Source organism: Mesorhizobium sp. M0276 (genome assembly GCF_040321755.1).
GTDB lineage: Bacteria > Pseudomonadota > Alphaproteobacteria > Rhizobiales > Rhizobiaceae > Mesorhizobium.
Map to the genome: position 1 here is coordinate 56316 of NZ_JAMYSC010000031.1, position 25257 is coordinate 81572.

The 25257-nt window shown below is 62.7% G+C and carries 29 protein-coding genes and 1 pseudogene; 15 read left to right on the plus strand and 15 right to left on the minus strand.

The features are described from left to right. The first annotated feature begins 30 nt into the window (after window positions 1–30). From NKJ01_RS23195 to NKJ01_RS23215, 5 genes are read left to right on the plus strand one after another with little or no spacing between them, the layout of a single operon-like run. The gene (locus NKJ01_RS23195) at window positions 31–1815 is read left to right on the plus strand and encodes a bifunctional alpha/beta hydrolase/class I SAM-dependent methyltransferase (RefSeq protein WP_352731282.1); all 1785 of its coding nucleotides are present in this window, start codon (window positions 31–33) and stop codon (window positions 1813–1815) included. Between the two features lie 5 nt (window positions 1816–1820). After that, the gene (locus tag NKJ01_RS23200) at window positions 1821–3146 is read left to right on the plus strand and encodes a phosphatase PAP2/dual specificity phosphatase family protein (protein ID WP_352731284.1); all 1326 of its coding nucleotides are present in this window, start codon (window positions 1821–1823) and stop codon (window positions 3144–3146) included. Further along, window positions 3143–3586, plus strand: coding sequence for a hypothetical protein (locus NKJ01_RS23205; RefSeq protein ID WP_352731286.1), 444 nt, complete (start codon window positions 3143–3145; stop codon window positions 3584–3586). The genes NKJ01_RS23200 and NKJ01_RS23205 overlap by 4 nt, the downstream gene beginning before the upstream one ends. Next, the gene (locus NKJ01_RS23210) at window positions 3583–4245 is read left to right on the plus strand and encodes a lysophospholipid acyltransferase family protein (RefSeq protein WP_352731288.1); all 663 of its coding nucleotides are present in this window, start codon (window positions 3583–3585) and stop codon (window positions 4243–4245) included. The genes NKJ01_RS23205 and NKJ01_RS23210 overlap by 4 nt, the downstream gene beginning before the upstream one ends. Then, window positions 4245–5180, plus strand: coding sequence for a phosphatidate cytidylyltransferase (locus tag NKJ01_RS23215; RefSeq protein WP_352598964.1), 936 nt, complete (start codon window positions 4245–4247; stop codon window positions 5178–5180). Before NKJ01_RS23210 ends, NKJ01_RS23215 begins: the two co-directional genes overlap by 1 nt. 34 nt (window positions 5181–5214) lie before the next feature. On the opposite strand, the gene NKJ01_RS23220 is transcribed toward NKJ01_RS23215, so the two are convergent. Further along, a complete protein-coding gene (locus NKJ01_RS23220) occupies window positions 5215–5634 on the minus strand; it encodes a hypothetical protein (protein ID WP_352731289.1) in 420 nt (139 codons plus the stop codon). Between the two features lie 148 nt (window positions 5635–5782). Here NKJ01_RS23220 and NKJ01_RS23225 point away from each other — a divergent pair. Then, window positions 5783–6208, plus strand: a pseudogene (locus NKJ01_RS23225) (GyrI-like domain-containing protein); the annotation flags it as partial. 4 nt (window positions 6209–6212) lie between these two features. Here NKJ01_RS23225 and NKJ01_RS23230 read toward each other — a convergent pair. The 3 genes from NKJ01_RS23230 to NKJ01_RS23240 are packed head-to-tail and all read right to left on the minus strand — an operon-like array spanning window position 6213 to window position 9856. Continuing rightward, complete coding sequence (locus NKJ01_RS23230) at window positions 6213–7358, minus strand: DSD1 family PLP-dependent enzyme (protein WP_352731290.1); 1146 nt, start codon at window positions 7356–7358, stop codon at window positions 6213–6215. Then, window positions 7355–8656 (minus strand): D-arabinono-1,4-lactone oxidase, encoded by a 1302-nt coding sequence (locus tag NKJ01_RS23235; RefSeq protein ID WP_352731292.1) that lies wholly within the window; start codon window positions 8654–8656, stop codon window positions 7355–7357. The genes NKJ01_RS23230 and NKJ01_RS23235 overlap by 4 nt, the downstream gene beginning before the upstream one ends. Before the next feature lie 12 nt (window positions 8657–8668). Next, a complete protein-coding gene (locus NKJ01_RS23240) occupies window positions 8669–9856 on the minus strand; it encodes an MFS transporter (RefSeq protein ID WP_352731294.1) in 1188 nt (395 codons plus the stop codon). 125 nt (window positions 9857–9981) lie between these two features. Between NKJ01_RS23240 and NKJ01_RS23245 the strand changes: the two genes are divergently transcribed. The 3 genes from NKJ01_RS23245 (at window position 9982) to groL (ending at window position 12801) form a co-directional block, all read left to right on the plus strand. Then, the gene (locus NKJ01_RS23245; protein ID WP_352731295.1) at window positions 9982–10608 is read left to right on the plus strand and encodes a TetR/AcrR family transcriptional regulator; all 627 of its coding nucleotides are present in this window, start codon (window positions 9982–9984) and stop codon (window positions 10606–10608) included. 177 nt (window positions 10609–10785) lie between these two features. Then, window positions 10786–11082, plus strand: coding sequence for a co-chaperone GroES (gene groES / locus NKJ01_RS23250; protein WP_031261112.1), 297 nt, complete (start codon window positions 10786–10788; stop codon window positions 11080–11082). A gap of 63 nt (window positions 11083–11145) precedes the next feature. Next, complete coding sequence (gene groL / locus NKJ01_RS23255; protein ID WP_352731298.1) at window positions 11146–12801, plus strand: chaperonin GroEL; 1656 nt, start codon at window positions 11146–11148, stop codon at window positions 12799–12801. Between the two features lie 174 nt (window positions 12802–12975). On the opposite strand, the gene NKJ01_RS23260 is transcribed toward groL, so the two are convergent. Continuing rightward, a complete protein-coding gene (locus tag NKJ01_RS23260; RefSeq protein ID WP_352731300.1) occupies window positions 12976–13128 on the minus strand; it encodes a hypothetical protein in 153 nt (50 codons plus the stop codon). A gap of 114 nt (window positions 13129–13242) precedes the next feature. On the opposite strand from NKJ01_RS23260, the gene NKJ01_RS23265 reads away from it, so the two are divergent. After that, the gene (locus tag NKJ01_RS23265; protein ID WP_352598972.1) at window positions 13243–13521 is read left to right on the plus strand and encodes a hypothetical protein; all 279 of its coding nucleotides are present in this window, start codon (window positions 13243–13245) and stop codon (window positions 13519–13521) included. 100 nt (window positions 13522–13621) lie between these two features. Here the strand turns inward: NKJ01_RS23265 and NKJ01_RS23270 are convergent, their stop codons facing one another. The 9 genes from NKJ01_RS23270 to NKJ01_RS23310 form a co-directional block, all read right to left on the minus strand. Then, window positions 13622–14233: a LysE family translocator gene (locus NKJ01_RS23270; RefSeq protein WP_352731303.1), complete on the minus strand. Its 612-nt coding sequence runs from the start codon at window positions 14231–14233 to the stop codon at window positions 13622–13624. A 102-nt stretch (window positions 14234–14335) separates the two neighbouring features. Beyond that, on the minus strand, window positions 14336–14716 hold the full coding sequence (locus NKJ01_RS23275) for a YkgJ family cysteine cluster protein (protein WP_352731306.1): 381 nt from the start codon (window positions 14714–14716) through the stop codon (window positions 14336–14338). A 21-nt stretch (window positions 14717–14737) separates the two neighbouring features. Continuing rightward, window positions 14738–14905: a hypothetical protein gene (locus tag NKJ01_RS23280; protein WP_352731309.1), complete on the minus strand. Its 168-nt coding sequence runs from the start codon at window positions 14903–14905 to the stop codon at window positions 14738–14740. Between the two features lies 1 nt (window position 14906). Beyond that, window positions 14907–15314 carry a hypothetical protein gene (locus NKJ01_RS23285; RefSeq protein WP_352598978.1) on the minus strand — a complete coding sequence of 136 codons (408 nt, stop codon included), beginning with the start codon at window positions 15312–15314 and terminating at the stop codon, window positions 14907–14909. Further along, window positions 15314–15541, minus strand: coding sequence for a hypothetical protein (locus NKJ01_RS23290; RefSeq protein WP_023761966.1), 228 nt, complete (start codon window positions 15539–15541; stop codon window positions 15314–15316). The genes NKJ01_RS23285 and NKJ01_RS23290 overlap by 1 nt, the downstream gene beginning before the upstream one ends. 363 nt (window positions 15542–15904) lie before the next feature. Further along, a complete protein-coding gene (locus NKJ01_RS23295; RefSeq protein ID WP_010915421.1) occupies window positions 15905–16114 on the minus strand; it encodes a cold-shock protein in 210 nt (69 codons plus the stop codon). Window positions 16115–16765: 651 nt separating this feature from the next. After that, on the minus strand, window positions 16766–17419 hold the full coding sequence (locus tag NKJ01_RS23300; protein ID WP_352731311.1) for a glutathione S-transferase family protein: 654 nt from the start codon (window positions 17417–17419) through the stop codon (window positions 16766–16768). 220 nt (window positions 17420–17639) lie between these two features. Next, window positions 17640–18773: a metallophosphoesterase gene (locus NKJ01_RS23305; protein WP_352731314.1), complete on the minus strand. Its 1134-nt coding sequence runs from the start codon at window positions 18771–18773 to the stop codon at window positions 17640–17642. A gap of 219 nt (window positions 18774–18992) precedes the next feature. Next, window positions 18993–19619, minus strand: a complete 627-nt coding sequence (locus NKJ01_RS23310; RefSeq protein ID WP_352731316.1) for a TetR/AcrR family transcriptional regulator — start codon at window positions 19617–19619, stop codon at window positions 18993–18995. A gap of 148 nt (window positions 19620–19767) precedes the next feature. On the opposite strand from NKJ01_RS23310, the gene NKJ01_RS23315 reads away from it, so the two are divergent. Continuing rightward, entirely contained in the window at window positions 19768–20538 is a 771-nt protein-coding gene (locus NKJ01_RS23315; protein WP_352948599.1) for an NIPSNAP family protein, read from the plus strand. A gap of 212 nt (window positions 20539–20750) precedes the next feature. On the opposite strand, the gene NKJ01_RS23320 is transcribed toward NKJ01_RS23315, so the two are convergent. Further along, window positions 20751–21716 (minus strand): LysR family transcriptional regulator, encoded by a 966-nt coding sequence (locus NKJ01_RS23320; RefSeq protein WP_352731319.1) that lies wholly within the window; start codon window positions 21714–21716, stop codon window positions 20751–20753. A gap of 94 nt (window positions 21717–21810) precedes the next feature. Between NKJ01_RS23320 and NKJ01_RS23325 the strand changes: the two genes are divergently transcribed. The 4 genes from NKJ01_RS23325 to NKJ01_RS23340 all read left to right on the plus strand — a co-directional run bounded on the left by NKJ01_RS23325 (window position 21811) and on the right by NKJ01_RS23340 (window position 25020). Next, window positions 21811–22290 (plus strand): cupin domain-containing protein, encoded by a 480-nt coding sequence (locus NKJ01_RS23325; protein WP_352598990.1) that lies wholly within the window; start codon window positions 21811–21813, stop codon window positions 22288–22290. Between the two features lie 171 nt (window positions 22291–22461). Then, entirely contained in the window at window positions 22462–23859 is a 1398-nt protein-coding gene (gene fumC, locus NKJ01_RS23330) for a class II fumarate hydratase (protein ID WP_352731322.1), read from the plus strand. Window positions 23860–24039: 180 nt separating this feature from the next. Beyond that, complete coding sequence (locus NKJ01_RS23335; protein ID WP_352731324.1) at window positions 24040–24459, plus strand: DoxX family protein; 420 nt, start codon at window positions 24040–24042, stop codon at window positions 24457–24459. A 156-nt stretch (window positions 24460–24615) separates the two neighbouring features. Beyond that, window positions 24616–25020, plus strand: coding sequence for a DoxX family protein (locus NKJ01_RS23340; protein WP_352598994.1), 405 nt, complete (start codon window positions 24616–24618; stop codon window positions 25018–25020). Window positions 25021–25257: the final 237 nt, after the last annotated feature.

Consider the following 25257-nt stretch of genomic DNA (forward strand, 5'->3'; position numbering starts at 1 on the left):
CTCGCCATGCCCCCAGAGGGAAAGACCGTGATGCACGAACCAATCGCCGCCGCGGCCAAGGAAAGTCTTGAGCGGCAAGCGCAGGAGCGGGTCTTCCGCAGCCATGACGGGACGGAGATCTTCTACCGCTTCTGGCCGGCGGCTTCCGCCGATGCCAAGGGCGCGGTGGTACTCTTCCATCGCGGCCATGAGCATGGCGGCCGCATGGCCCATCTCGTCGACGAATTGCGGATGCCGGACCATGCTTTCTATGCGTGGGATGCGCGCGGCAATGGCCGTTCGTCCGGCGAGCGCGGCTATGCCCCGTCCTTCTCGGCCCTGGTGCGCGACATCGACTGCTTCATGCGTGAGATTACCGCCAGGGATGGCTTCGCCACGCAGGATATCGCGCTGATCGCGCAGTCCTTCGGCGCCGTGCTCGCGGCAGCCTGGGTGCACGACTATGCGCCGAAGCTGCGCGCCATGGTGCTGGCCTCACCGGCCTTTTCGGTAAAACTCTACGTGCCCTTCGCTAGGGAAGGCATCGCGTTGTGGCAGAAGATCAAGGGCCGCTTCTTCGTCAATTCCTACGTCAAGGCGAAGTTCCTGACCCATGATCCGGTGCGCATCGCCTCTTTCGAGAGTGATCCGCTGATCACCCGGCCGATCGCCTCCAACATCCTGGTCGAGCTCTACCAGCACGCCGCCCGGATTGTCGCTGACGCCCGCGCCATCACCGTGCCGACGCAGCTGCTGCTCTCAGGCAGCGACTGGGTGGTGCGCCACGGCCCGCAGCACGAGTTCTTCGTCAATCTCGGCAGCCGCACCAAGGAACGCCATGTGTTGCCGGGCTTCTTCCACGACACGCTGGGCGAGCGCGACCGGGCGCAGGCCCTCGACCTGATCCGGCCGTTCCTGGCGAAGCAGTTTGCGGCGCCGGATGCGCCGGTCGACCTGAAGCAGGCGGATATTGCCGGCTACACCCGCGACGAGGCCGACAGACTTGCCTCGCCGCTCGATCTGTCGTCGCCCAAAGGCCTCTATTGGGCCTTCAGCCGTGCCTCCATCCGCATGGGCGCCTGGGTCTCGCAGGGCATGAAGACCGGTGTCGCTACTGGCTTCGATTCCGGCTCGACGCTGGATTACGTCTATGAGAACGACGCGCGGGGTCTTACGCCTCTTGGCCGCGTCGTCGATCGCGTCTTCCTGGAAGCCATCGGCTGGCGCGGCATCCGGCAGCGCAAATTGCATCTCGAAGAGCTGATCGGCGCTTGCCTGGCGACGCTCAAGGCCAACGGGCGTCCAGCGCGCATCCTCGACATCGCCGCCGGCCACGGCCGCTATGTTCTCGATGCCATCATGAAGAGCCCCGTCCAGCCGGCGAGCGTGCGCCTGCAGGATTATTCCGACCTCAACGTCCAGCTTGGCCGCAAGCTGATCGCTGAACGGCAATTGCCGGCTGATGTCTCGTTCCAGCGTGCCGACGCCTTCGATGCCGACATGCTCGCCAAAGCCGATCCGGCGCCCGACCTCGCCATCGTCTCCGGCCTCTACGAGCTGTTCTCCGACAATGCGATGATCGCCCGCTCGCTCGGTGGATTGGCCAGCGCCATGCAGCCGGGCAGCCTGCTACTCTACACCAACCAGCCCTGGCACCCGCAGCTCGAGATGATCGCCCGCAGCCTGACCTCGCATCGCGGCGGCGAGGCCTGGGTTATGCGCCGGCGCACGCAAGGCGAGATGGACCAGCTTGTCGAAGCCGCCGGTTTCGACAAGCTCGACCAGCGCATCGATCAGTGGGGCATCTTCACCGTCTCGGTCGCGCGGCGACGCTGAACAGGATGGTGTCATCGCTTGCATCCACTGCGCGCACCGAACCTTATGGACGGGTGGTCGTCAGGGCAGCCCTTTGGCTGGGCTTCCTGGCGCCGTCCTTCTACCTCAGCTACGGCTTCGCCAACTGGCTGGCTTCGCGGCGCGACGACGTCGGCAGCATCGTGTTTTCGTGGGAACACAGCATCCCGTTCCTCGCCTGGACCATCGTGCCCTACTGGTCGATCAACCTGTTCTATGGCCTTTCGCTGCTGCTCAACGACAACAGGCAAGGGGTCGACCGACTGGCCGGGCGTTATCTCACGGCGCAGATCGTCGCCGTTGCCTTCTTCATCCTGTTCCCGCTGACCGCGACGTTCGTGCGGCCGGCAACGACCGGGCTGCCGGGTTTCCTGTTTGCCGTGCTGGGCGGCTTCGACAAGCCGTTCAACCAGGCGCCGTCGCTGCACATCGCTCTGCTGGTGATCATCTGGGATCACTGGCGCCACCGGCTCGGCGGCTTTCTCCTGCCGGTCTGGCATGGCTGGTGCTTTCTGATCGGTGCCTCGGTGCTGACGACCTGGCAGCATCATTTCATCGATATCCCGACGGGTGCGCTGCTCGGGTTTTTTGCGCTGTGGCTGTTTCCACCCAGCGACGCCTTGCCGTTTTCAGGCACCCAGCTGACCAGCGATGCGAAGGCACGGCGGCTGGCGCTGTTCTATGTGCTGGGCTCCACCCTTGCGCTGGCCGGTGCCGCGCTCGGCGCCTTCCTTTGTGCCGTCGCGCTTTTCCTGCTTTGGCCGGCGCTGGCGCTGTCCATCGTCGCCTTCGCCTATGCCGGGGCTGGCTCAAAGGTGTTCCAGAAATCCGCCGAGGGCGGCACCACGCTTGCAAGCCGTATTCTGCTCTTGCCTTACCGTCTCGGCGCCCGGGCAAACATATGGGCCTGGACGCGCAATCTTCCTCCCCAGGTGGAGGTTGCCGATGGCGTCTTTCTCGGGCGCTTTCCCACAGCAAGCGAGGCCAACAGCTTCGGCACGGTCATCGAACTCGCCGCCGAACTTGAAAAGCCGGCGGGAGCCGATTGCCGCTGGATCAGCTTTCCGATGATCGACCTGTTGCCACCGCCGGCGGCGATACGGCAAAAGGCGGCCAGCGCGCTGGAAAATGCGCGCCGCGATGGCACCGTGCTGGTGTGCTGCGCGCTCGGCTTTCAGCGCAGCGCCGGCGTTGTCGCCGAATGGCTGGTGGCGACCGGCAGAGCCGAAACACCGACGCTTGCCCGCGAGATGCTGGTGGCATCCGGCCGGCCGGTTCATCTTGCCGGGACCACGGAGCGGACTGCGCCATGACCGGCAATGTCTACCAGGACCGCACCAATCGCTTCGCCCGGATGCTGATGCAGCAGGCAGCATGGCCGGCCGCAGTCGTGGTGGCCGCAAATATCCTCGCGCCCCTGGCCGCGTCGGCGCGCGGCGCCTTCGAGACCTTGCCTGCAGCCCTCGCGCTGTCCATCACCGCCTCGAGCGCTGTCGCCGTGCTGGCGTTGTCGGCATTGCTGGCGTTCGATGCGCTACTGTTCCGGTTGATGGCCAGCCATGAGGACGAGGTTTCCGGCGGCGCCGCGGTAGATGACATGCTGGCGCGCATGCGCCTCAAACCCTTCCCGTCCACGACACGCACGCTCGATGACCGCATGGCCGGCACAGGCCGCTTGCTGTTCAAGCAGCGCGCGGCCCTGGCCCTGTTTGCCGTAGCACTTCTGGCGGCGGGGTTTTGGGCGCCGCGATGAACAAGCTTTCGCTCAAGACCTTCACCTTGCTGCAGACGGTAACCTCCGTCGGGCTCTCGGCGCTGGCCTGGATGGTGACCGGCGTGCGTCCGATCTGGAGCGGCAGCCTGCCGTCCGACCGGCAACGTATCTACTTCGCCAACCACACCAGCCATGGCGACTTCATCCTGCTGTCGGCGTGCCTCAGCGAAAAGGAGCGCGCGATCACCCACGCGGTTGCCGCCGGCGAATATTGGGGAAAGTCGCGGCTGCGCCGCTTCATCGCGCAGGACATGCTGTCGTCCGTACTGATCAACCGGCAATGGACTAAACCTGAAGAAAACCCGATCGAGATCATGCTCTCGGTTCTCGACCAGGGCCACTCGCTGATCCTGTTTCCCGAGGGCACCCGCAACATGACCGAGGAGCCGCTGCTGGCCTTCCGCTCCGGGCTCTACAATCTGTCGATGGCGCGGCCACAGGTCGAGCTGATCCCGTGCTGGATCGAGAACATGTCACGCGTGCTGCCCAAGGGACAGTTCCTGCCGGTGCCGCTGCTGTGCCGCGTCGTCTTCGGCGCGCCGGTGGCGGTTGGCCCGGGCGAAGAACGCCGTGCCTTTCTCGAGCGCGCCCACGCCACGCTCCTGGCGCTCAACCCGCGTCCCGAGCGAGACGATTGATGCGCTACGATATCTCCATCCTGATCATCGGCCTGCTGGCGGTTTTGACCACCGCCAGCACCGTCGCCGCCTTACTCTCGGCGCGGGCGCCGAAGCCGCTGAGTTCGACGCTGGTCAACCTCACCCAGCGCATCAACGCCTGGTGGGTGATGGTGGCGATGATGACGGTCGCCTTCTTCTTCGGCCGCTACGGCATGACCATCCTGTTTGCGCTGATCTCCTTCGCCGCGCTGCGCGAATTCGTGACGCTGACGCATACGCGCCGCAGCGACCATTGGGTGCTGCTTGGCATGTTCGGCATCATCATACCGTTTCAATACTGGCTGGTGTGGACCGCCTGGTACGGGCTCTTCGTCATATTCATTCCGGTCTATTGCTTCCTTTTGATGCCGGCCATCACGGCGCTGCATGGCGACACCGAACGCTTCCTCGAGCGGATCGCCGCGCAGCAATGGGCGGTGATGATCGCGGTCTATTGCGTCAGCCATGTCCCTGCCCTGCTGACACTCGACGTGCCGGGCTTCGAAGGTCGCACCCTGTTGCTGATCGCCTTCCTGATCATCGTCGTGCAAGGCAGCGACGTGCTGCAGTACATCTTCGGCAAACTGTTTGGAAAACACCGCTTTTCGCCGAACGTCTCGCCATCGAAAACCTGGGAAGGCCTGATCGGCGGACTGGTGTCGGCGAGCCTGCTCGGCGCGCTGTTGTCGTTCGTGACGCCGTTTTCGCCGTTGCAGGCGGCGGCCGTGGCCTTCGTCGCCTGCTCGATGGGATTTCTGGGCGGGCTGGTTGCCTCGGCCATCAAGCGCGACCAGGGCGTCAAGGACTGGGGCCATCTGATCGAAGGTCATGGCGGCATGATGGACCGCACCGACAGCCTGGTCTTCGCTGCCCCGATCTTCTTTCACATTGTGCGCTATTTCTGGACGGTCTGAGTGAGCCGTCTGTAGCCGCCTCTCCAGAGTGAGCCTAAGCGTCTTCCGGCCGGTAGCTTACGACCGGCCGGAAAAACGCCTTGATGCACTTTGCGGACATGGTCTTCTCAAAATCTGTTTCGCCGTTTGCACCAGCCTCATCTTCGGAGGCCATCTGTTTCAGCCATTGCTCGTTCATTTCCGAAGCGCGATCAGAACACTCATCCATACCGCTCGATAGCGGTCCCACCACCTCACTGACCTTCGGGCCCACATAGGTGACAAGCCACAGCTTGTTGTCTGATTTAGCTTCAGGTTGAGGCAGATGCCAAACTTCGGGGAGTCCCCAAAACCAGCCAATTCCTACGAAGATCGACACCGGCACCATCGGGTACAGCACCCGAAAAGCAAGTGACAGTGGACGAGATTTTGGACGCATAGGATAAAACCTCTCATCATCTATTTTTACTTGCACCTTCTCTGCGATATGCGACTCTTGTTAAGATTCCACAAAGCGCTTTTGGTCTTTTGACTCGAATTCCGGAATAGATATCTAATTTATACTTGTCTACATTAGTAAATGCTCAGATGCCTGTCTCGACTTTCTTGAGGTCGCCGAACGACTCGAACCCCCGCGCTTCGAAACCAGCCGGTCGGCCTCGGCGAGCGCTACAGCTGCGAAACCAGCGCCGCTATCCCGAGGCAATGGCAGCGCTTGGTCCCTATATCGGCAATATTCCGGGCGAGATTGGCGACGTCGCCTCTGCGTCAACGGCGACGATGCCGGCAATTTCGACTACGGCGTCGAAGTGTCGGACTTTTCCGACCGCCGAAGGAATTCAGCCGGGTGCGGGTGCCGGCTCAGAAATATGCGGTGTTTGCCCACCGCGGACACATCTCGACCATCGCCGTACGGTCAACACGATCTGGAACAAATGGCTGCCGGACTCCGGCCATGAAATGCGACGGAATTCGAACGCTACGGCCCCGAATTCGATCCGCTCAGCGGCGATGGCGGGCTGGAGATCTGGATGCCGGTGAAAGCGTAAGCGATCACGCCATCGGCAGTGCCGGCCAGCGATCGATTATCCTGCCGCCGGAGAACACCGCGATCGACCCGAACTGCTGCAGCACGGCCTCGCTCTGCGTCGGGCGCAGGAAGGCGTGGTCGCCGGGCCTTGGGGTAGCGTCAGCCGGCAAGCCCATGAATTGCTGATTGGAGGACAGGCCGAGCAGGCCGTTCGTCTGCATGCCTTCGGGGAACGCCGGCTCGGCCATCCACTTGCCGCCATAGAGATAGCAGCCCTTGCGCGGAAACCGGCCGAGTGCCTGTAGCAGGCGGGTGACGGCCAGCGGGCCGGGCAGCATCGGCTCGACGACTTTCAGGATCGGCGTCGCGATGAAGGCAGCCGGTTGGAAGCCCTCAAGGCCGGGCGTGTCGAAATCGCTGGGCAGCACGAAGGCCGAGCCCATCGACACTTCATTGGCGACGCTGCCATGATGGAGCAGTGCGGTCTTGCTGCCGCCGATATTCAAGATGCGGCGCTGGTCGGCGCCGAGACAAGCGACGAACGCCGTGGCCTGCGCCGACGCCTTTGCCAACGCTTTCACCGGCCCGCCGAACAGGCCGGGAATGTGCGGCGCGTGCGCCTCGTAGGCCATGACGCCTTCGCAACGCAGGCGTTTGTGGGATGGCAGTGCGCTCAGTGCCTGCGACAACGCCTCCGGGCTGGCAAAGCCGCCGCGATGCAGTCCGACGTCGATCTCGAAGGCGATGCGCAGCTCGATCTCGAGGTCGTCGGCGAGCGCGCCATATTCCGCCAGTCGGTCCTGCGTATCGATCAGGCAGCAGACACGCGACCAGTCGGCCTCGCCGTTCACCAGCGCTGCCCTTGCCGCGCCGACCGGCATCGGCTTGCCGTACAGCAGATCGGCATCGGGAAACGCCTTCAGCACCGCCTCGCTGATCGGCGGATGGAAGGTCATGACGTGATTGGTGCCAAGCGCCTTGGCGATATGGGCGAGCAGAGGCAGGCAGGCGAGCGACTTGTCGACCAACCGCACGGCAAGGCCGGGGTCAAGCCGCTCTTTCACCAGCGCGATGTTCCGGTCCAGTCGGCCGACATCCAGCACCAGACAGGGCTGCAAGATGCCGGCTTCCTTCAGTGCTTCCGACAGGGCGGAAAAATAGGCGCTCATCGTTCGCTGCCAGAAGGACCGGGCTCGATGCCGAACAGGCCGGCCATGTAGGGCGAGACCAGGCGGTTTTGCGGATCGATATCGCGGCGCACCGCCGTGGCGTCGTCCCAGCGCGGGTAGAGCTTTTTCAGCTCCGCCGCCTTCAGGCTGTGCATCTTGCCCCAATGCGGCCTGCCGCCATATCTGCGGAAGATCGGCTCGGCCGCCCGCATGAACGGCAGCGGATCGTTTGCGGCGTCATGGTGGATGGCGATCGAGCAGGTCGGCCTCCTGTAGAATGGCGACAGCCAGAATTCGTCGGGTGCAACGGTGCGCACCTCCATCGGAAAATAGACCTCGGGAAAGTGCTTCTCCGTCAGGTCGATGATTTCGGCCAACGCCTTCGGGCCCGCCTCGAAAGGCAAATGATATTCCATCTCGTTGAACTTGGTCCGGCGGTCGCTGGCATAGACGTTCAGCCAGTCCTGCACGTAGTCCTCGGCCGGGAAATTGGCGACCGCCGAACGGATCAGGCGGCCGCGCAGCGACGGCAGCCAGGCGAGCGCGGTGCGCAGCCGGCGCAGCGTCCTCAACCCGGCCTCATCCGCCTCCGGCGGTCGCGGGGTCGGTGCCGCGTCGCTGATATCGCTGGCGATGAACTGAGCGTAGCCGGAAAACGGAATGTAGTAGAATTCGGCCGAGCGATGCGCGGCCATCATCGTCTCGAACTCGCCCAGCATCTCGGTGATCGGCAGCACCCATTTGCGGCGGCGCAGCCGGTAGGTCGCGATGTTATTGAGCGTCACTTCAGTCAGCACGCCGAAGGCGCCGAGCGCGACGCCGATGGCATGGATCATCTCCTGGTCCCCTGCCCGCCTGAAGTCACGCAACTTGCCCAGCCCGTCGACGATCTGCACCGTCTCCAGCTGGGTGTGATAGGCGCCGAGCTTTGGTCCCGAGCCGTGCGTGGCTGTGCCCAGCGCGCCGCCGATCGCCTGGCGGTCGATGTCGCCCATATTGGGCAGGCCCTGGCCAATGCCTTGCAGGATGTGCATCAGCGGGCCGAGCCGGGTTCCTGCCCGCACCCGCGCCTGATGTTTTTCGGCGTCGTGCGAGACCAGCCCTTCCAATTTCTCCAAGGACAGGATGGTGCCCTCGGATTTCACCAGCGGGGTGAAGGAATGGCCGGCGCCGACGACGCGGACCGGGCCAGGTGCGGTACGAATGAGATCACCCAGTTCGCCGGCATCGGCGGGACTGGCGATCAACCGCGGTTCGGCGGTGACAAAGCCCGACCAGTTGCTCCAGCTGTTCGACATGGCGCTCCCCGGTCAGGCGACGGCGCGGCGTCGCCGGGCCACCAAGACAAACAGACCAAGCAGAAGCACGCTGGCCACAGCGCTGGCGGCGGCGAATTCCGGCACCGGCCGGAAATCCTTGCCGTCGATGAGCAGTGACGCGGCGATCGGCCCGATCGCCAGGCCAAAAAGCTGGGCTGCCGGCACCAGCAGCACGGCGGTGCGCGTCTCGTCGGCGGTGATCGCCAGCCGGATCTGGTAGGGCACGATGAACAAAAGAATGAAGCCCATGACCAGAGCGGCGACCCAGAATGTGGTGAGGTCAGGTCCGCTGGCAAGGACCAGGGAGCTGACAAGCGCCACGACACCGATCGTCGCGACTGCAAGGCGATAATCGATGCGCGCCTCGAAGACGGTTGCCGTCATCGCACCCAGGACCTGAGCCGCGAGGCTGGCAGAGACGATCAGGCCGACGGTGCGGCCATCGATACCGTATTGCGCGCCAAGCGGCTCCAGGAAGGCCCAGACCGCACCGAAGAACATGAAGTAGCAGAACACCGACAGCAGCGCGGTGAGCGAAGGGGCCGTCAGCACATTGGCCAGGTTCTCGTCCTTGGGCAGATCGGCATAGTCGCCGGGGACGGTGAAGGCGACCGCCAGCGACACGACACAGACGACGGCAAGCACGATGAAGCCTCCGGCCGATCCGGCGGCCGGGATGACATAGAGCGCCAGCAACAGGGCAGTGGCGCATTGCGCCAGCGTCTGCATGGTGACGAAATAGCCGCCGATGCGCTCGGCGCGCCGCGAGCGGGCGATCAGTTCGGTGGCGACCGCGACCAGACCGCCCTCGGCAAGCCCGGCCAGCGCTCGGGTAGCGATCAGCGTGTTGGCGGTTGCGGCATAGGCCGTCCACACATTGGCCAGCGCCAGCAGCAGCAAAAGGACGGCACTTTTCCAGCGCATCTTGTGCGCTGAGAGCAGCATCGCCACGACAGCCGAACCGACGGCAATGGCGATCATCTCGGCGGTCGCGACCAGCGCCAGTTCATCGCCGCTGACATGGCCCTCGGTATAGAGAGCGCCGAGCAGCACGGGCTGCAGCCCGAGGATGAGCAAACCGACCGAGCCAACCCACAGTGCCGACGAAAGCTGTGAGCTGGTCGGATTGCCGACCAGCCAGTCGTCATTGCCTGCGTGGCCGGTATTTGTCGAAGCCAAAGGCGCCTCCCAACGTCCTTGCCGTGCGGCAAAAAAACTGACAACCTGTCAGCATTCTGGAAACTGATATTTGATCATATTTTTTGTCAACCGGAATCTGAAAAGCCCGCGCGAAAGATCGGCGCATGACGGAAGTGACGAAAACACCCACCGAGCCCAGGCGCAGACCCAAACAGGAGCGCAGCCGCGAGCGCATCGACGCGATCCTGTCGACGACCATGCGACTGATCGGCGAAAAGGGCGTCGATGCCGTCACCATGAAGGAAGTCGGCCTGCTGGCGGGCGGGCCGATTGCCACCGTCTACCACTACTTTCCCAATAAGTCGGCGATCCTGGCGATGCTCTACGAACGGTTTTCAGAGGTCAGCCGTGCACGACTGACGGCGATCATCGCCGATGTCCGTGAGGCGAAGGACGTGATCGTGGCCGCCGACCGGCTGCTTGACGACTATCTCAGCCGCGTCGCCAGCGATCCGGCCATCCAGGATCTGCAGAACGCCATCCAGGCCGATAAGGCGCTCAAGAATCTCGACATCGCCGAAACCCGACATCAGGCCAGGATGTTCTGCGATCATGTCGTCACCCTGCTCGCGCCGGAGAAGCGCGAGCAGTTCGAACGCATCGTTCTCCTGATCTTCCAGCTCGCCGGTGGCGTGGTGCGCCTGGCGCTTGCCGAGGGCGACGCGGAAAGCCAGCGGACAATCGAGGATTATCGTTCGATCATCCATACCCAGTTGCGGCTGTTTCTGTAAGCTTCAATCCGTAGAAAAATTTCACGCTCCAGGTCAGCGCTACGCGCCTTGACTCTGGCAGGGCGGCAGCCTATTTCAGCGCCACGTTAGCACTCGCCATTGGTGAGTGCTAACTCATATGTCCGGCGCCGCCGGACGGAGGAACTGTTTCTCACCGTTCTCATCGAGGAAGAAAAAATGGCAAAGTCGAAGTTCCGCCCGCTTCATGACCGCGTGGTCGTTCGTCGGGTCGAATCCGAATCCAAGACCGCTGGCGGGATCATCATCCCCGACACGGCAAAGGAAAAGCCGCAGGAAGGCGAGATCATCGCCGTCGGCTCCGGCGCTCGTGACGAAGCTGGCAAGCTGGTTCCGCTGGATGTCAAGACCGGCGACCGCATCCTGTTCGGCAAGTGGTCGGGCACGGAAGTCAAGCTCAATGGCGAAGACCTTCTGATCATGAAGGAATCCGACATCATGGGCATCATCGGCTGATATCAGGCCTTTTCATCAACTGAATTCCCGGGCTCAATCTAAAGCCCCTGCCAGGAGCTAAAAATGGCTGCCAAAGACGTAAAATTTTCCCGTGATGCCCGCGAGCGCATGCTTCGCGGCGTCAACATCCTCGCCGACGCGGTGAAGGTCACGCTCGGCCCCAAGGGCCGCAACGTCGTCATCGACAAGTCGTTCGGCGCGCCGCGCATCACCAAGGACGGCGTCACCGTCGCCAAGGAAATCGAGCTTGAAGACAAGTTCGAGAACATGGGCGCGCAGATGGTCCGCGAAGTTGCTTCGAAGACCAACGACATCGCCGGCGACGGCACCACGACGGCGACCGTTCTGGCGCAGGCCATCGTCCAGGAAGGCCACAAGGCCGTTGCCGCCGGCATGAACCCGATGGACCTGAAGCGCGGCATCGACCTGGCCGTGACCGAAGTCGTCGGAGCGCTCGGCAAGGCTGCCAAGAAGATCAAGACCTCCGAGGAAGTTGCCCAGGTCGGCACGATCTCTGCCAATGGCGACGAGTCGGTCGGCAAGATGATCGCGGAAGCGATGCAGAAGGTCGGCAACGAAGGCGTCATCACGGTTGAGGAAGCCAAGACCGCCGAGACCGAACTCGAAGTCGTCGAAGGCATGCAGTTCGACCGCGGCTACCTCTCGCCCTACTTCGTCACCAACGCCGACAAGATGGTTGCCGAGCTCGAGGACGTCTACATCCTCCTGCACGAGAAGAAGCTCTCCAACCTCCAGGCGATGCTGCCGGTTCTCGAAGCCGTCGTGCAGACCTCGAAGCCGCTGCTCATCATCTCGGAAGACGTCGAAGGCGAGGCTCTGGCCACGCTGGTCGTCAACAAGCTGCGTGGCGGCCTGAAGATCGCCGCCGTGAAGGCGCCGGGCTTCGGTGATCGCCGCAAGGCCATGCTGGAAGACATCGCCATCCTCACCGGTGGCCAGGTCATCTCCGAAGACCTCGGCATCAAGCTCGAGAACGTCGGCCTCAACATGCTCGGCCGCGCCAAGAAGGTGTCGATCTCCAAGGAGAACACCACCATCGTCGACGGCGCCGGCAAGAAGGCCGAGATCCAGGGCCGCGTTGCCCAGATCAAGCAGCAGATCGAAGAGACCACTTCGGATTACGACAAGGAGAAGCTGCAGGAACGTCTCGCGAAGCTCGCGGGCGGCGTTGCGGTGATCCGCGTCGGCGGTGCGACGGAAGTCGAAGTCAAGGAAAAGAAGGACCGCGTCGATGACGCCCTCAACGCGACCCGCGCGGCTGTCGAAGAAGGCATCGTTGCTGGTGGTGGCGTAGCCCTGCTGCGCGCTTCGGCCAACATCAAGGCCACAGGCGTCAATGCCGACCAAGCCGCCGGCATCAACATCGTTCGTCGTGCGCTGCAGGCTCCGGCCCGCCAGATCGCGGCCAACGCCGGTGCGGAAGCATCGATCGTTGCCGGCAAGATCCTTGAGAACAAGGGCGCGACCTTCGGCTACAACGCCCAGACCGGCGAATATGGCGACATGATCGCCATGGGTATCGTCGATCCGGTCAAGGTCGTTCGTACCGCTCTCCAGGACGCGGCCTCGGTCGCCGGCCTGCTGGTCACCACCGAAGCCATGATCGCGGAGGCTCCGAAGAAGGAGTCGGCTGGCGGCGGCATGCCTGGCGGCATGGGCGGCGGCGGCATGGGCGGCATGGGCGGCATGGACTTCTAATCCAAACCAATCTCGCTAGACTTACGGAAAGGGCGCCGAAAGGCGCCCTTTTTGTTTGGCGCAGATCTCGATCGCCGCGCCTAATCGGTCCTCAGACGGCGGCATCCGCGCGCTGCCGTACCTCGCCGGCAAGCACTGCGGCTTCGATCAGCGCCGCGACCTCGTCGGGGCCAGCTACGCCGGCAAGGCCGCCTGTATCGAACTGTGGCCGGCGATCTCGACCGGACTCAGCACGCGATCCGCCAGCGCCAGCTTGGCGCCGAAGGTGTGGCGCACCAGGTCAGCGCCATGGGTCGGCAGACCTTCCGCTAATCCATATTGACGCACGAGAACGCCCGACCACAGCCATATGAGTTAGTCCTAAACTATTTCAATCTGTGCTAGAACCGGGCGCGACCGCCATTCGACGATCGAGAAAACCCATGAGGGAGGACTCGTGCGATGAGCATTAGAACCGCCTGCTTTGGAGCACTCGCATTGGCTGTCTTCAGCGGCACGGCATTTGCCGGGGCGCTTGACTCGCCCAAGATGATGGAACCGTTCTTCACCGATTCGAGCATGAAGACGATGAAATCCGACGATGAAATGAAGGCCGCTTGGGCAGCGATGTCCAAGGACGATCAGGCCATGATGATGAAGGAATGCCAGGACGCTGCGATGAGCAAACCACACGCGCCGTTCTGCGAAAAATTGAAGGCTCTCGGCGGCGCCAACAAGTGATTGCCCGGAGTTGAAGACTAGATGAAGGCGAGCCTGGGCTCGCCTTCTGACTATCTGGCAGGGATTTTGCGCAGAGACGCCAGGACCCGCGAACCGGTTTCTACCGGTCGGCCAGCGCCAGCTTTGCGCCGAGCATGACGAAGGCGCCTGCGAAGGTTCGGCGCATCCAGGTCAGCACCATTGGCCGCGACACGACATGGCTGCGGATCGAGGCAGCGAAGATGCCGTAGCCGACAAAGACCACGAAGGTCAAAAGCATGAAGACGGAGCTGAGCTCCAGCATCTTCGACAACTCGTTGGGCTCGGTGGTGCTGACGAATTGCGGCAGGAAGGCGAAGAAGAAGATCGACAGTTTCGGATTGAGCACGTTGACGAGGATGCCGGTAGCAATCACCTTGCGGGCCGAGCGCGGCGTCACATCCTGTTCGACGCTCAGGCCACCCTTTTCCTTCAACGTGTTCCAGGCCATGTAGAGCAGGTAGGCGACGCCAAGATATTTCAGCGTCTCGAAGGCGACGGCACTGGTGTGCAGCAGCGCCGCAAGGCCGGTGATGGCAGCCGCCATATGCGGAATGATGCCGAGCGTGCACCCGAAGGCGGCGATGATCGAGGCCCGCGCGCCACGCGAGAGGCCGGCGCTCAGCGTGTAGAGAACGCCGGTGCCGGGCGAAGCCACGACGATCAGCGACGTCAACAGAAATTCGATGCTCATGAAATCCTCCGCTGCCCTGCCCGGCGCGGAAGGTATCGGGACGGACAATGGCGTACAAGCGGCGGTGAGCTTAATCTCCCCCTTTGTGGAGTAGATTAGCAGCTACACCGGCAATCCGTGCGCCCGGCGCGCCATCAGGCAATCGTCGTCACCAGGCATGCAGGCGCGGCAGACGTCCGGGCGGAGTTCATAGATGCCGCATGCGGTCGACTTGCCGATCTCGCCGCACAGGGCAGAGCAGCGCACGCCCTCGCAGCGCATGCCGGACAAATTGGCGGCTACATATTTTTCTGGGATGCGGTCGAGCTGCGCATCATCCTCGGTGGAAAAGCGCGGCCACTGGGCCGAGTAGGAACAGCAGGCGCCGCAGCTCTGACAGTCGAACAGAGCAGCGGTGCTGCGCTGCGACGACAAAGGACTTGCAGCGGCCACCAGGGCAGAGAGCCCCGGCGCGGCAGGATTGCGATCGGCGTCTTGCGGCAAGGGGCTATTTCTTCTTGCCCGTCATTTCTTCTTGCCTGTCTTGCGCGACGACGCTTCGGCCGGCGACTTGAACAGATCGGTCGCGGTCTCGGCAGCTTCGCCGGCTTTCGGCGCGGCAACCGGCTTGGCCGGTTTTGCGGCGGCAGCCGGTGTTGCAGGCTGGTCCTTGGTGGAGAATTTTATGGCCATGTCAGTCCTCGTCGACGAAGCGCGATGTTGGTGCACGTGGATTGCGCAGGCGGCCGATCAACGCCGAAACCGCCGTGATGTTCATTTCCTCGGGCGACCAGTTTCTGACTTCCGCGATGTGGTGCACTGCCAGCTCGCGATGCGTGCTGCCGCTGTAGGCGGCGTCCTGATGGGTCACGCGCTCATGGGTCTTGGCGTCTTCACGGACATATTCGATCAGGTAGTTCGGGCATTCGGCGCGACCGCGCACACCGACCCGCACCTGGGCATCGCCATGAGCGCGTTTGCAGCGCTCCAGCTTTTCCAGCACCCGGCGCACATATTCGACCGGCTTGTTGAGGCCATCGACCACGTCGGCGATGGTCGAATCGGCGGCGATCAGTTTCGGAGGCACGCGCTTGGTAGCCATCAGCGTCTTCCGGTTCGCTTCGGCAAAGCGGCGAGCGCCGCGGCGGCGGCCAACTCATCGGCCTCCTTCTCCAGGCGCAATTCGCGCAAGCGCGCGGTCTTGGCTTCACGCGCTTGGCTGACGGCATCGCGCTCGGAATTGATACGGTTGAGCGACATCGACTGGGTTTGCGTCTTGCTGAACAAGGACACGGCCTGTTCGGCTGTTGTCTTCGATTGAGCGGTCAAAATCTTTCTCCTGTCAGGAGCCCGTGACGATGGAGCAAGACCGGGTCTTCGGTCGGGACCATGCACGAAGCCATACGGCAGCGGATTCAATTGCTGGAGCGTCCCATAGCACGTCCAGGTCGGCGCGCGGCGTATTTTCAGCGGCAAGACGCGCAAAATGAAAAAGGCCAGGCACCGCCTGACCTTCATGAGAGCGCCGCGCAACCAGGTGACATCCAAAAGGATGCACGGGGGATGCACGGGAACGCCCTTCTCATGCGCATGACATGCCGTGGAAACTCAGGTCTCCGCGGCCATGCGCTCGAATTCGCTACTCACCGGTGCCAGTACATCCGTGGTCACCGGGAGAGCTGAATTCTTTTTTCAGGCCGCCTTCAACTGGTCGGCGGACATCTTGCCCGACTTGTTGTCGCGGACCATCTCGTAGCCGAGCTTCTGGCCCTCGACGATGTCGCGCATACCGGCGCGCTCTACGGCCGAGATGTGGACAAAAACGTCGGCAGAGCCGTCGTCAGGCTGAATAAAACCAAAACCTTTGGTGGCGTTGAACCATTTAACTGTGCCGGTGCTCATGACGAACCCTTTCCATGGCAAATATTCGTTCGACGCCATGCGGATGCATGACGTCGTTTGTCCCGATTTTTGATGTGGGAAGTTCGTCAAAGGCGCGCTCGAAAGCGCGGATAACAAAAGTCAGTCAAACAAATATCGACGAATTCCTTGTAGGCTTCTTTTGCGGGTGTGTCAATTTCTGGTTTTCTTCTCACCAGATTCGACGCAGACGCGCCTGGCGAGGATCCATTCGCCGGCGGCTCCGGGCACAGAAACCAAGTCGCCTGTTCCATCAAAAAAAAAGCAGCATGCCGGGAACCAATTTCGCGCCCATGCATTTCATTATGTCAGCAGTTTCAGAGAGCGATCTCAGGGACGCTGACACAAAGGACGCCTCCCGTACAATAAAACGTGCGAGGGGCGTTCTTGTATGGTGACGAACCGGCTGGCCGTATCCCCAGCGGCGTCGCACCAGACCGCGGCTTCCAGTCGGACCTTGCCGGCAACATCACACGAGACGCGACGGTAATGTGATCGCCGAATACGATGCGTCGGGCACACTGATTGCGCCAGAGCGGGCCTTAACGATTGAGGTTTCCGTCAGTCGGCGATCGCCGACTCTCGCCGGCTATGTCTTCGAGAGCCGTTCGGGCGACCAGGCGGGGAAGAAGCTCATTCGTCCGGGCCGGGCTCCGGCCATGTCTCCTTTGCCGCTTCCGCATACCAATGACGCATCGCCGGGGTGGCAAGAACGGCGTCGACATAGGCGCGTGTATCCGGCGCAAGCGTGCCACCGTAGGTGTCGAAGCGGGTGATGACAGGCGCATACATGGCGTCGGCCGCGGTGAAATGGCCGAACAGGAACGGACCGCCCTTGCCGTATTGTTCCCGGCACTCGCGCCAGATCGTCTCTATGCGCTCGCGCTGTAGTTCGCCTTCGGCGTCGAGCTCTTTGTGGCCCTTCGGCCGGCGCAAATTCATCGGCCAGCCATAGCGGACCTCGCGAAAACCCGAATGCATCTCGGTCGCCACCGAGCGTGCCAGCGCGCGGGCGTCGATGTCGGCCGGCCAAAGTCTTTTGTCTGGAAACAGGTCAGCCAGATATTCAAGGATGGCAAGTGTTTCCCAGATGGTCTTGCCATTGTGATTCAGGACGGGCACCTGGCCGGTCGGCGACACCTTCGCCAGGTTTGCAAAGGTCTCCGGCGTGCGCAGTCGCACGAAGCTCTCGTCGAACGGGATCTCCAGATGCCGCATCGCCACCCATGGCCGGAGCGACCACGAAGAGAAGCACTTGTTGCCGATGAAGAGCGTGAATTCAGCCATTTTTCTCCCCGCACGCATGACCCCTGGAATCCCTTGGTCGGCGCGTGCTCACAGCCTAGCCCGCCAAGCTTGCCTCGGGAGGCGGCGGCACGACCTGATCTGCTGCCCGGGCGACGCCTGGAACCCAACCGACGCCGGCTCGTTAGCCTCGCGCGGATGAATTGCTCCGAATTCACAGTTCCCAGAAGATACGGAAAGGCGGCCGCGAGGATCACCCTTTTCATGTGCTCCAGCCCTTGCTGAAGGCATTGGTGAAGGCGACCTCGCCATGATCGCCGGTTGCCTCGCCCAGCACCACGTCCAAGCCGTTGCCGGTCACCCTGGCCAGCGCGAAACCGCCCATATAGGCAGCCTTCGGCTTGAACAGATCGAGCCCATCCCTGCGATAGATCAGCGGCGTGTCGTGCTGGTGGCCATGGAAAATGCCGACGACATTGTAGCCCTTGAGCACCGCCAACAGCGCCTGCCGGTCGGCCTCGCTCCACCAGTGCGGTGCACCGGAGCCGTCATCGTCGTAGTGCCTTTTGGCGGCATCCCAGCGTTCTATCGAGAAGGTGTCCCAGCCATAGTGCTGGAACAGGATGACCGGACGACCATCCGCCGCATAGGTCGCCAGATCCTGCTTCAGCCACGGCAGGCTGGAGACGGCGCCGTGACCGGTGTCGCCGGCAAAACGATGCGTCTGGATCAGATGCAGGCCGCCCCAGTCCCAGGAATAGCAGTCGGTGGCGACATCATAATCGGTGGCCGGCACCGGCGGCTTGAAGAAGACGCCGGCGCGATGATTGACCTCGACATAGTCGCGCAATTCGCGCCGGTACCAATTGACATGGCGCGGCGGCCCGTTCTGGTCGAGATCATGGTTGCCGAGCCCGACATAGACGGGCATGTGCACGCGATCGGGGCCGACGCCCTGCTGGTAGCGCTGGCTGAACTGGAGCAGTTGGGTGCCCTCGCTCGGCTGGGTGATTTGACCGCCGCCATCGTCCGTGATGTCGCCGCCGACGACGAGGCCGAGCGGCCTGCCGATGCGGCCGCCCGCCGAGCGCAGGCCACTGGCGACACCGTTGATCTCGGTGGGCCAGTCCTTGTCGGCGAGACCGTTGAGCGCCGTCACGTTGCGCAGCAGGGCCGCGTCAGTCTTTCCTTCCTGCCGGCAGTTGGGGCTCAAGCCGCTCGCCATACGGCAGGCATGAACATCGGCGATGAACAGGAAGGTGGCGTCGATGGGCTGGATGCGTAGGCCGGTCTGGCTGAATGCCGGGCGCGACGATGCGCCGGCCGCGGCAAAACCTACGGCCTGCGCCAAAAAGCTGCGACGAGAAAACAATCCAGGCGAACAGCTATTCATCATGAGCTGAATTTCAGCATGGAGAGCGGCCGGCCGTCCAGCGCCTCTCCTAGCCGCCATCGATCGAAGTGCCATAGGCTTGGCATCTCTGTCCTTCGGGAATCAGACTGCCGAGGCGCTGCGACGAAGGTGCAAGTTTCGAAGGCTATGAGACGATAAAGCCGCTGGCGCAGTAGCAAGAGCTGGGGCGGCAAGTCCAAGTGGCTCGTTATCGCTGTGACATCAAAGGGTTCTCGGCCGTGGCAGCACCCGGCGGCGTCGCCTGGCTGCCAGTCCGCCCTGAGATGACGACAGCGCACTCCGCTCCAGCCCCGCCAAACAGTCCCGCAGCACGCTCGGATCCTGCGCCGTCTTGGCCATCGACATGGCGCCGGAATAGGTGGCGACCGCCAGCGCGGCAAAGCGCTCGGGATCTGTGCCCTCGTCCCTGCCCGCCCGCTGGTCGGCCCGCACCTTGTCCGAAATCGCCCGCCGCCAATCGGCAAAAATACCGGCAAGGGCAATCCGGAAATCGGGATCGGCGAGCGACAGCTCATGCGCCAAATTGTTGAGCGGGCAGCCACGCACGAAACCCTGCTGCTCCAGTTCCGCCGCCACCGCCTCGAACACGGCGCGCACGCCTTCGCGCGCCGATGCTGCCGCCAGCAGCGGCGCGATCCATGTCTGTTCCACCGCTGCCGCCACACGCTCGTCGATCACCGCCAGCGCCAGCGCCTTCTTGGTCGGGAAGTGGTGATGCAGCGCGCCGCCGCTGACGCCCGCCGCCGCCATCAGATCGCCGAGGCTGGAGGCATGATACCCGTGCGCCTGGAACGCGACCTCGGCGACATCGAGCACTTTCTTGCGCATGCCTTCAGGGTCGTTGATGCGTTTTCGTGGGCGCGGTTTTGATCGAACGTTCATCTCTGCTGACATTACCGAACTCTAGCATGTTGACAAAACAGGACAACCGGTCTGTTTATAAACAGGATGATCACCCTGTTTTGAGGAGAGTTGGATGAACATGCCCCTGAATGCCGCGCCGATGCCCGCGGTGCTCGCCTCGCCTGTCGTCGAGCTTCGGCAATACACGTTGAAACCCGGCCAGCGCGACACGCTTATCGACATTTTTGACGGCAAGCTGATCGAGGGCCAGGAGGACGTTGGAATGACCATCATCGGCCAGTTCCGGGATCTCGATCGCCCTGACATGTTCGTCTGGATGCGCGGCTTCGACGGCATGGATGCGCGGACAAATGCTCTCGCCGCCTTTTATGACGGCCCGGTCTGGGCGGCGCACAAACATGCGGCCAACGCGACAATGATCGATTCCGACGACGTGCTGCTGCTGAAGCCCGCATGGCCGGGCGCCGGCTTCGACCTTACGGGTGCGCAGCGTCCAAGCCTGGCCACCCAAGAAAACTCAATTCAAAACAGGCCGCCGACTTGCATCGTTGTCATTGAGATTCATCATTTGCAGCCCGGCATGGAGGTTGATTTCGGGAGGCACTTCGAGGCCGAAATGGCACCGTTGATAACGGCGTCTGGAGCAAACCTGCTCGGTGCTTTCGTCACCGAGCATGCCGAAAACAGTTTTCCGCGCCTGCCGGTGAGGGCTGATGAAAACGTCTTCATGTCTGTCGCTGGCTTTGACAGCGCCGAGGCGCATGTCCTCCACAAAGCCGCGCTCGCAGCCTCGCCGGCATGGCAGGCCGCGCAGCTCAGCCTGACCAAACCAACGGAGATTTTGCGGCTATCACCCACATCGCGTTCGCAACTTGGGAGATGATTGAGGCGATTCGAGTGCGGCACCTGCCGGAGTGCGCTTTGCCGGAGAGCCGGCGGGGGGCGTCCTGATCGTCGGCCGCGACACCGAAAAACTTGACGCTGCCCGCAGCCAGCATCGCGGTCTATCTCGCGAGCGACGAGGCGGCCTGGACAGTGACGGCATTTGTCGATCGACGGTGGCCATGCGGTGGGGTAATCCATCCCTGCACCAGACTAGGCGCCGGCATTTTCGGTGGCCCCGCTTTCCACAAATCCGAGTGAGGCTATCGCCTCCAGGATCTGATCGCGAACCCACCGATGAGGTGACTCGTCGTCGTGGCGCGCGTGCCAGTACATTCTGATTTCAGGAACGGCAATGGGGAGCGGCGGTTCAAAGATGACGAGCGGCAGGGTCCTCGCCGCCCAAACGGCGAACTGCCTGGGAACCGCTGCGAGGTGGTTTCCATTTGCCACTGCCAATGCGACAGCTTGAAAGTGCGGCAGTGTCAGGCTTACGCGACGCGTTCGTCCGATTTTGCGGAGCGCCTCGTCGGTGGCGCCCGACATCGATCCATCAATAGAACGAAGAATATGGGGCAATTCGCAGAAAAGCTCGATCGGCAAAGGCTCGCCTTCGGCAGTACCCGCCTGCCTGATCGCAGCGTTGTCTTCCGCGGCGATGATGGCGAATGGTGAATGGAACAGAGGCGTGCTTGAGACCCAGTCGGAGACCTCCAGCGGACGCTCGAGCGCTACGTCGATTTCATCCTCCTGGAGCAGCCGCGAAACGTCGCCGCGCGCGCTATCGAGAAACCTTAACGACACGCGCGGCGCGGCGCCGGCGATGCGTGCCGCCAGGGTTGGCATCAGCAGCATGGAAAAGAAATCGGCACCCATGAACGTGAAGGTTCGCTCCAGCTCCGCCGGATCGAACGCCTTCGCCGAATGGAAGACGCGTTCGATTTCGCGAAGGGCCACGCGCAACGGCTCGGCCAAGCTCTCGGCGCGCGGCGTCGGCATCATGTCATTGCCCCGCCGAACGAACAGCTGATCGTTGAGGAGATGCCGCAAGCGATTGAGCGCGGCACTGACGGCAGGCTGGCTGAGGCCGATCTGCTCGCCGGCGCGCGTAACGCTTCTTTCCCGCAGAAGGGCGTCGAACACCCTGACGAGATTGAGGTCGAGCGCATTCAAATTCATCGCATCAATTCGCCCCATATGATCATTCGATTTCCGCTGTGGGCATGTCCTTGGTTAGGTGGTCATCGGCACAGCAACAGAAGGATCAGACAGCATGACAATGACCGCCCGGACGATCACAGGCAAGGAGCTCTTCTGGTTCAACAACACGCTCGTCGCGATCCACGTCTCGGCGGCCGCAGGAGAAGACGGCATCTGCGTCGTCGAGCATCGCATGCCCTATGGCGACTCTCCGCCACTGCATGTGCATCGCAGGGAAGACGAAGTTTTTCACGTCCTGGACGGGAGATTACGCTTTGAAATCGACGGCCACGAACGCATTGCAGACGCCGGCGAAACCGTCATTGCGCCGAAAGGCCTACCGCACACTTACCGGGTCGAATCTCCAAAAGGTGCGCGAACCCTAACCATCACGCGCGGCTCCGACTTCGAGACGATGCTGCGTCAAGCGAGCCGTCCCGCCGAACAGCCAGAGCTGCCGCCGCAGATGGAACCGACACCGGAAATCATCGCGGTGCTGGTACAGCTCTGCGCAGAGAACGGCATCGACATTGTGGGGCCGCCGCTAGCCTGATTGGCCGTTCAGGACATTCGAGGCAAGCCGACACGCGCCTCCGCCTTTTTCCTTACGTGAGAAGGCGGAGGCGCACCTTCAACCGATTTGCATCATTGCCGCCCGCAATCTCCGCTTGAAGCCGTTTGTGCAACGCGATACGCCGTTGCCGACTTCGACAAGGAGAGACCCGTGACCGCTGCAGAGACCAGAACCGAAACCGACACGTTCGGCCCGATCGAAGTCGCCGCCGACCGTTATTGGGGCGCGCAGGCGCAGCGTTCTCTCGGCAACTTCAAGATAGGCTGGGAAAAGCAGCCGGCGTCGATCGTGCGCGCGCTGGGTATCGTCAAGCGGGCGGCGGCCGAGGCCAATATGGAGCTGAAGCGGCTTGATCCTTCGATCGGCAAGACGATTGTCGAGGCGGCGCAAGAGGTCATAGACGGCAAGCTCAACGACCATTTTCCGCTGGTGGTCTGGCAGACCGGCTCGGGCACGCAGTCCAACATGAACGCCAATGAGGTGATCTCCAACCGGGCGATCGAGATGCTGGGCGGCGTCATGGGCTCGAAGAAGCCGGTGCATCCCAACGACCACGTCAATATGAGCCAGTCGTCGAACGACACCTATCCGACGGCCATGCACATCGCCTGCGCCGAGCGCATCGTGCACGATTTGCTGCCGGCCCTGAAACATCTGCACAAGGCACTTGAAGCCAAGAGCAAGGCCTTCGCGCACATCATCAAGATCGGCCGCACGCACACGCAGGATGCCACCCCCCTCACGCTTGGCCAGGAATTTTCGGGCTATGCCGCGCAGGTCGCCTCTTCGATCAAACGCATCGAGCTGACGCTGCCCGGGCTGCAGGAACTGGCGCAGGGCGGCACCGCCGTCGGCACCGGCCTCAACGCGCCCGTCGGCTTTGCCGAAAAGGTAGCGGATCGCATCGCCGCCATCACCGGCATCGCCTTCGTCACCGCGCCGAACAAGTTCGAGGCGCTGGCGGCCCATGATTCCATGGTGTTCTCGCACGGCGCCATCAACGCGGCGGCGGCTGCGCTGTTCAAGATCGCCAACGACATCCGCTTCCTCGGTTCCGGCCCGCGTTCGGGCCTCGGCGAACTGTCGCTGCCGGAAAACGAACCGGGCTCGTCGATCATGCCGGGCAAGGTCAATCCGACCCAGTGCGAGGCGCTGACGCAGGTCTGCGTTCAGGTGTTCGGAAACAATGCGGCCCTCACCTTCGCCGGCAGCCAGGGCCATTTCGAGCTCAATGTCTACAACCCGCTGATGGCCTACAACTTTCTCCAGTCGGTGCAGCTGCTCTCCGACGCTTCGGTCTCCTTCACCGACAATTGCGTCGTCGGCATCGAGGCGCGTGAAGACAACATCAAGGCGGCACTCGACCGCTCGCTGATGCTGGTGACGGCGCTGGCGCCGACCATCGGCTACGACAATGCGGCAAAGATCGCCAAGACCGCGCACAAGAAGGGCACCACGCTGCGCGAGGAAGCGCTCGCCACCGGGCTCGTCAGTGAAGCCGAATATGACCGGCTGGTGCGGCCGGAGGACATGACGCATCCGGGGTAGGACATTTCGCGAGGGGAGAATTTACCCCTGTCGCACCCTGACCCGAGGCGAATTTTGCGCAGGTCGTCCGATCACGGAAATGTAAGCGCTGTGAACAATGTGTCGCCAGTCTGGCGGCTTTGGTGAACAGTCCGCGTGCTCTATCTCACCGGTATCAACCCCTTCCCGGAGAGAGTCACTATGTCCACCAACACTTCAGTCGCCGGTTCCAGCGCATCCAATGCCTCGACCACCATCCTCCTCGGCCGCGTCCTGCTTGCGGTCATCTTCCTGCTTTCAGGTTTCGGCAAGCTCACCGCCATCGCCGGCACGGCCGGCTATTTCGGCAGCCTCGGCCTGCCCTTGCCGACCGTAACGGCTATCATCGTCGGCTTGATCGAGCTTCTCGGTGGTCTCGCCATCCTCGTCGGCTTCCAGACCCGGGCCGCGGCCTGGGTGCTCGCTGTCTTCACCGTCGCCACCGGCTTGGTTGCCCACACCGGCTGGGCCGACCAGATGCAGATGATCCAGTTTCTCAAGAACCTCGCCATCACTGGCGGCTTCCTGCTGCTGGCTTCCTCGGGTGCCGGTGCCTACTCCATCGACGCCAAGCGCGGCTGAGCCAAGCCTGGCGATAGCTCAACAAAAAAAGCGGCGCGGAATTTTTCCGCGCCGCTTTTTCGTTGTCGGTGCAGACGTCTCAGCCGGTTGATTCCTGCTATGATCACGGCTTGGAATGGCCCTAATCGCCCGGCTCGACCGACAACGGAGGTGAACATGCCCCGCAACGCGCTGCTTCTGCTTTCCCGGCTGCTGCTCGCCGCCCTGTTCGTGCCCTCCGGTTTTCACGCGCTGAGCGACATTGCCGGCACGACAGGCTATTTCGCCGGCCTCGGCCTGCCGCTGCCGACGCTGGCCGCCTGGGGCACGGGACTGTTCGAACTCATCGCCGGATTGCTCATCCTGGTCGGCTTCCAGACCCGGATTGCGGCGCTGCTGCTCGCCGCCTTCTGCATTGCCGCCGGTTTCATCGGCCATTACGGCCAGGGTGGCGGCGACGCGATGCTCGCCTTCCTGCACCAGCAGATGCTGATGAAGGACATCGCCACCTCAGGCGGCTTCCTGGCGCTTGCCATGGCCGGCGCCGGGGTATGGTCGATCGACGGGCGTGGCGCGGTTTGATTATCTTTGCTTAGACGCGCCCGAGTTGGTCGACCCCCACTCCGTCTCGGCTTCGCCGAGCCACCTCTCCCCCGATCAGCGGGGTAGAGGAAGGGCGCGAACTGATTCTAGCCAACGCTCCTCACGCTAGGCTCCCTTCCTTTCCCTCCGGAGGCAGGACTGTCCGGGGAAAGTTATTCATATATGAAGGCCATCTGATTGAGGCAGGATCGGTCTCTTGGTCGGTTCGGATTGACC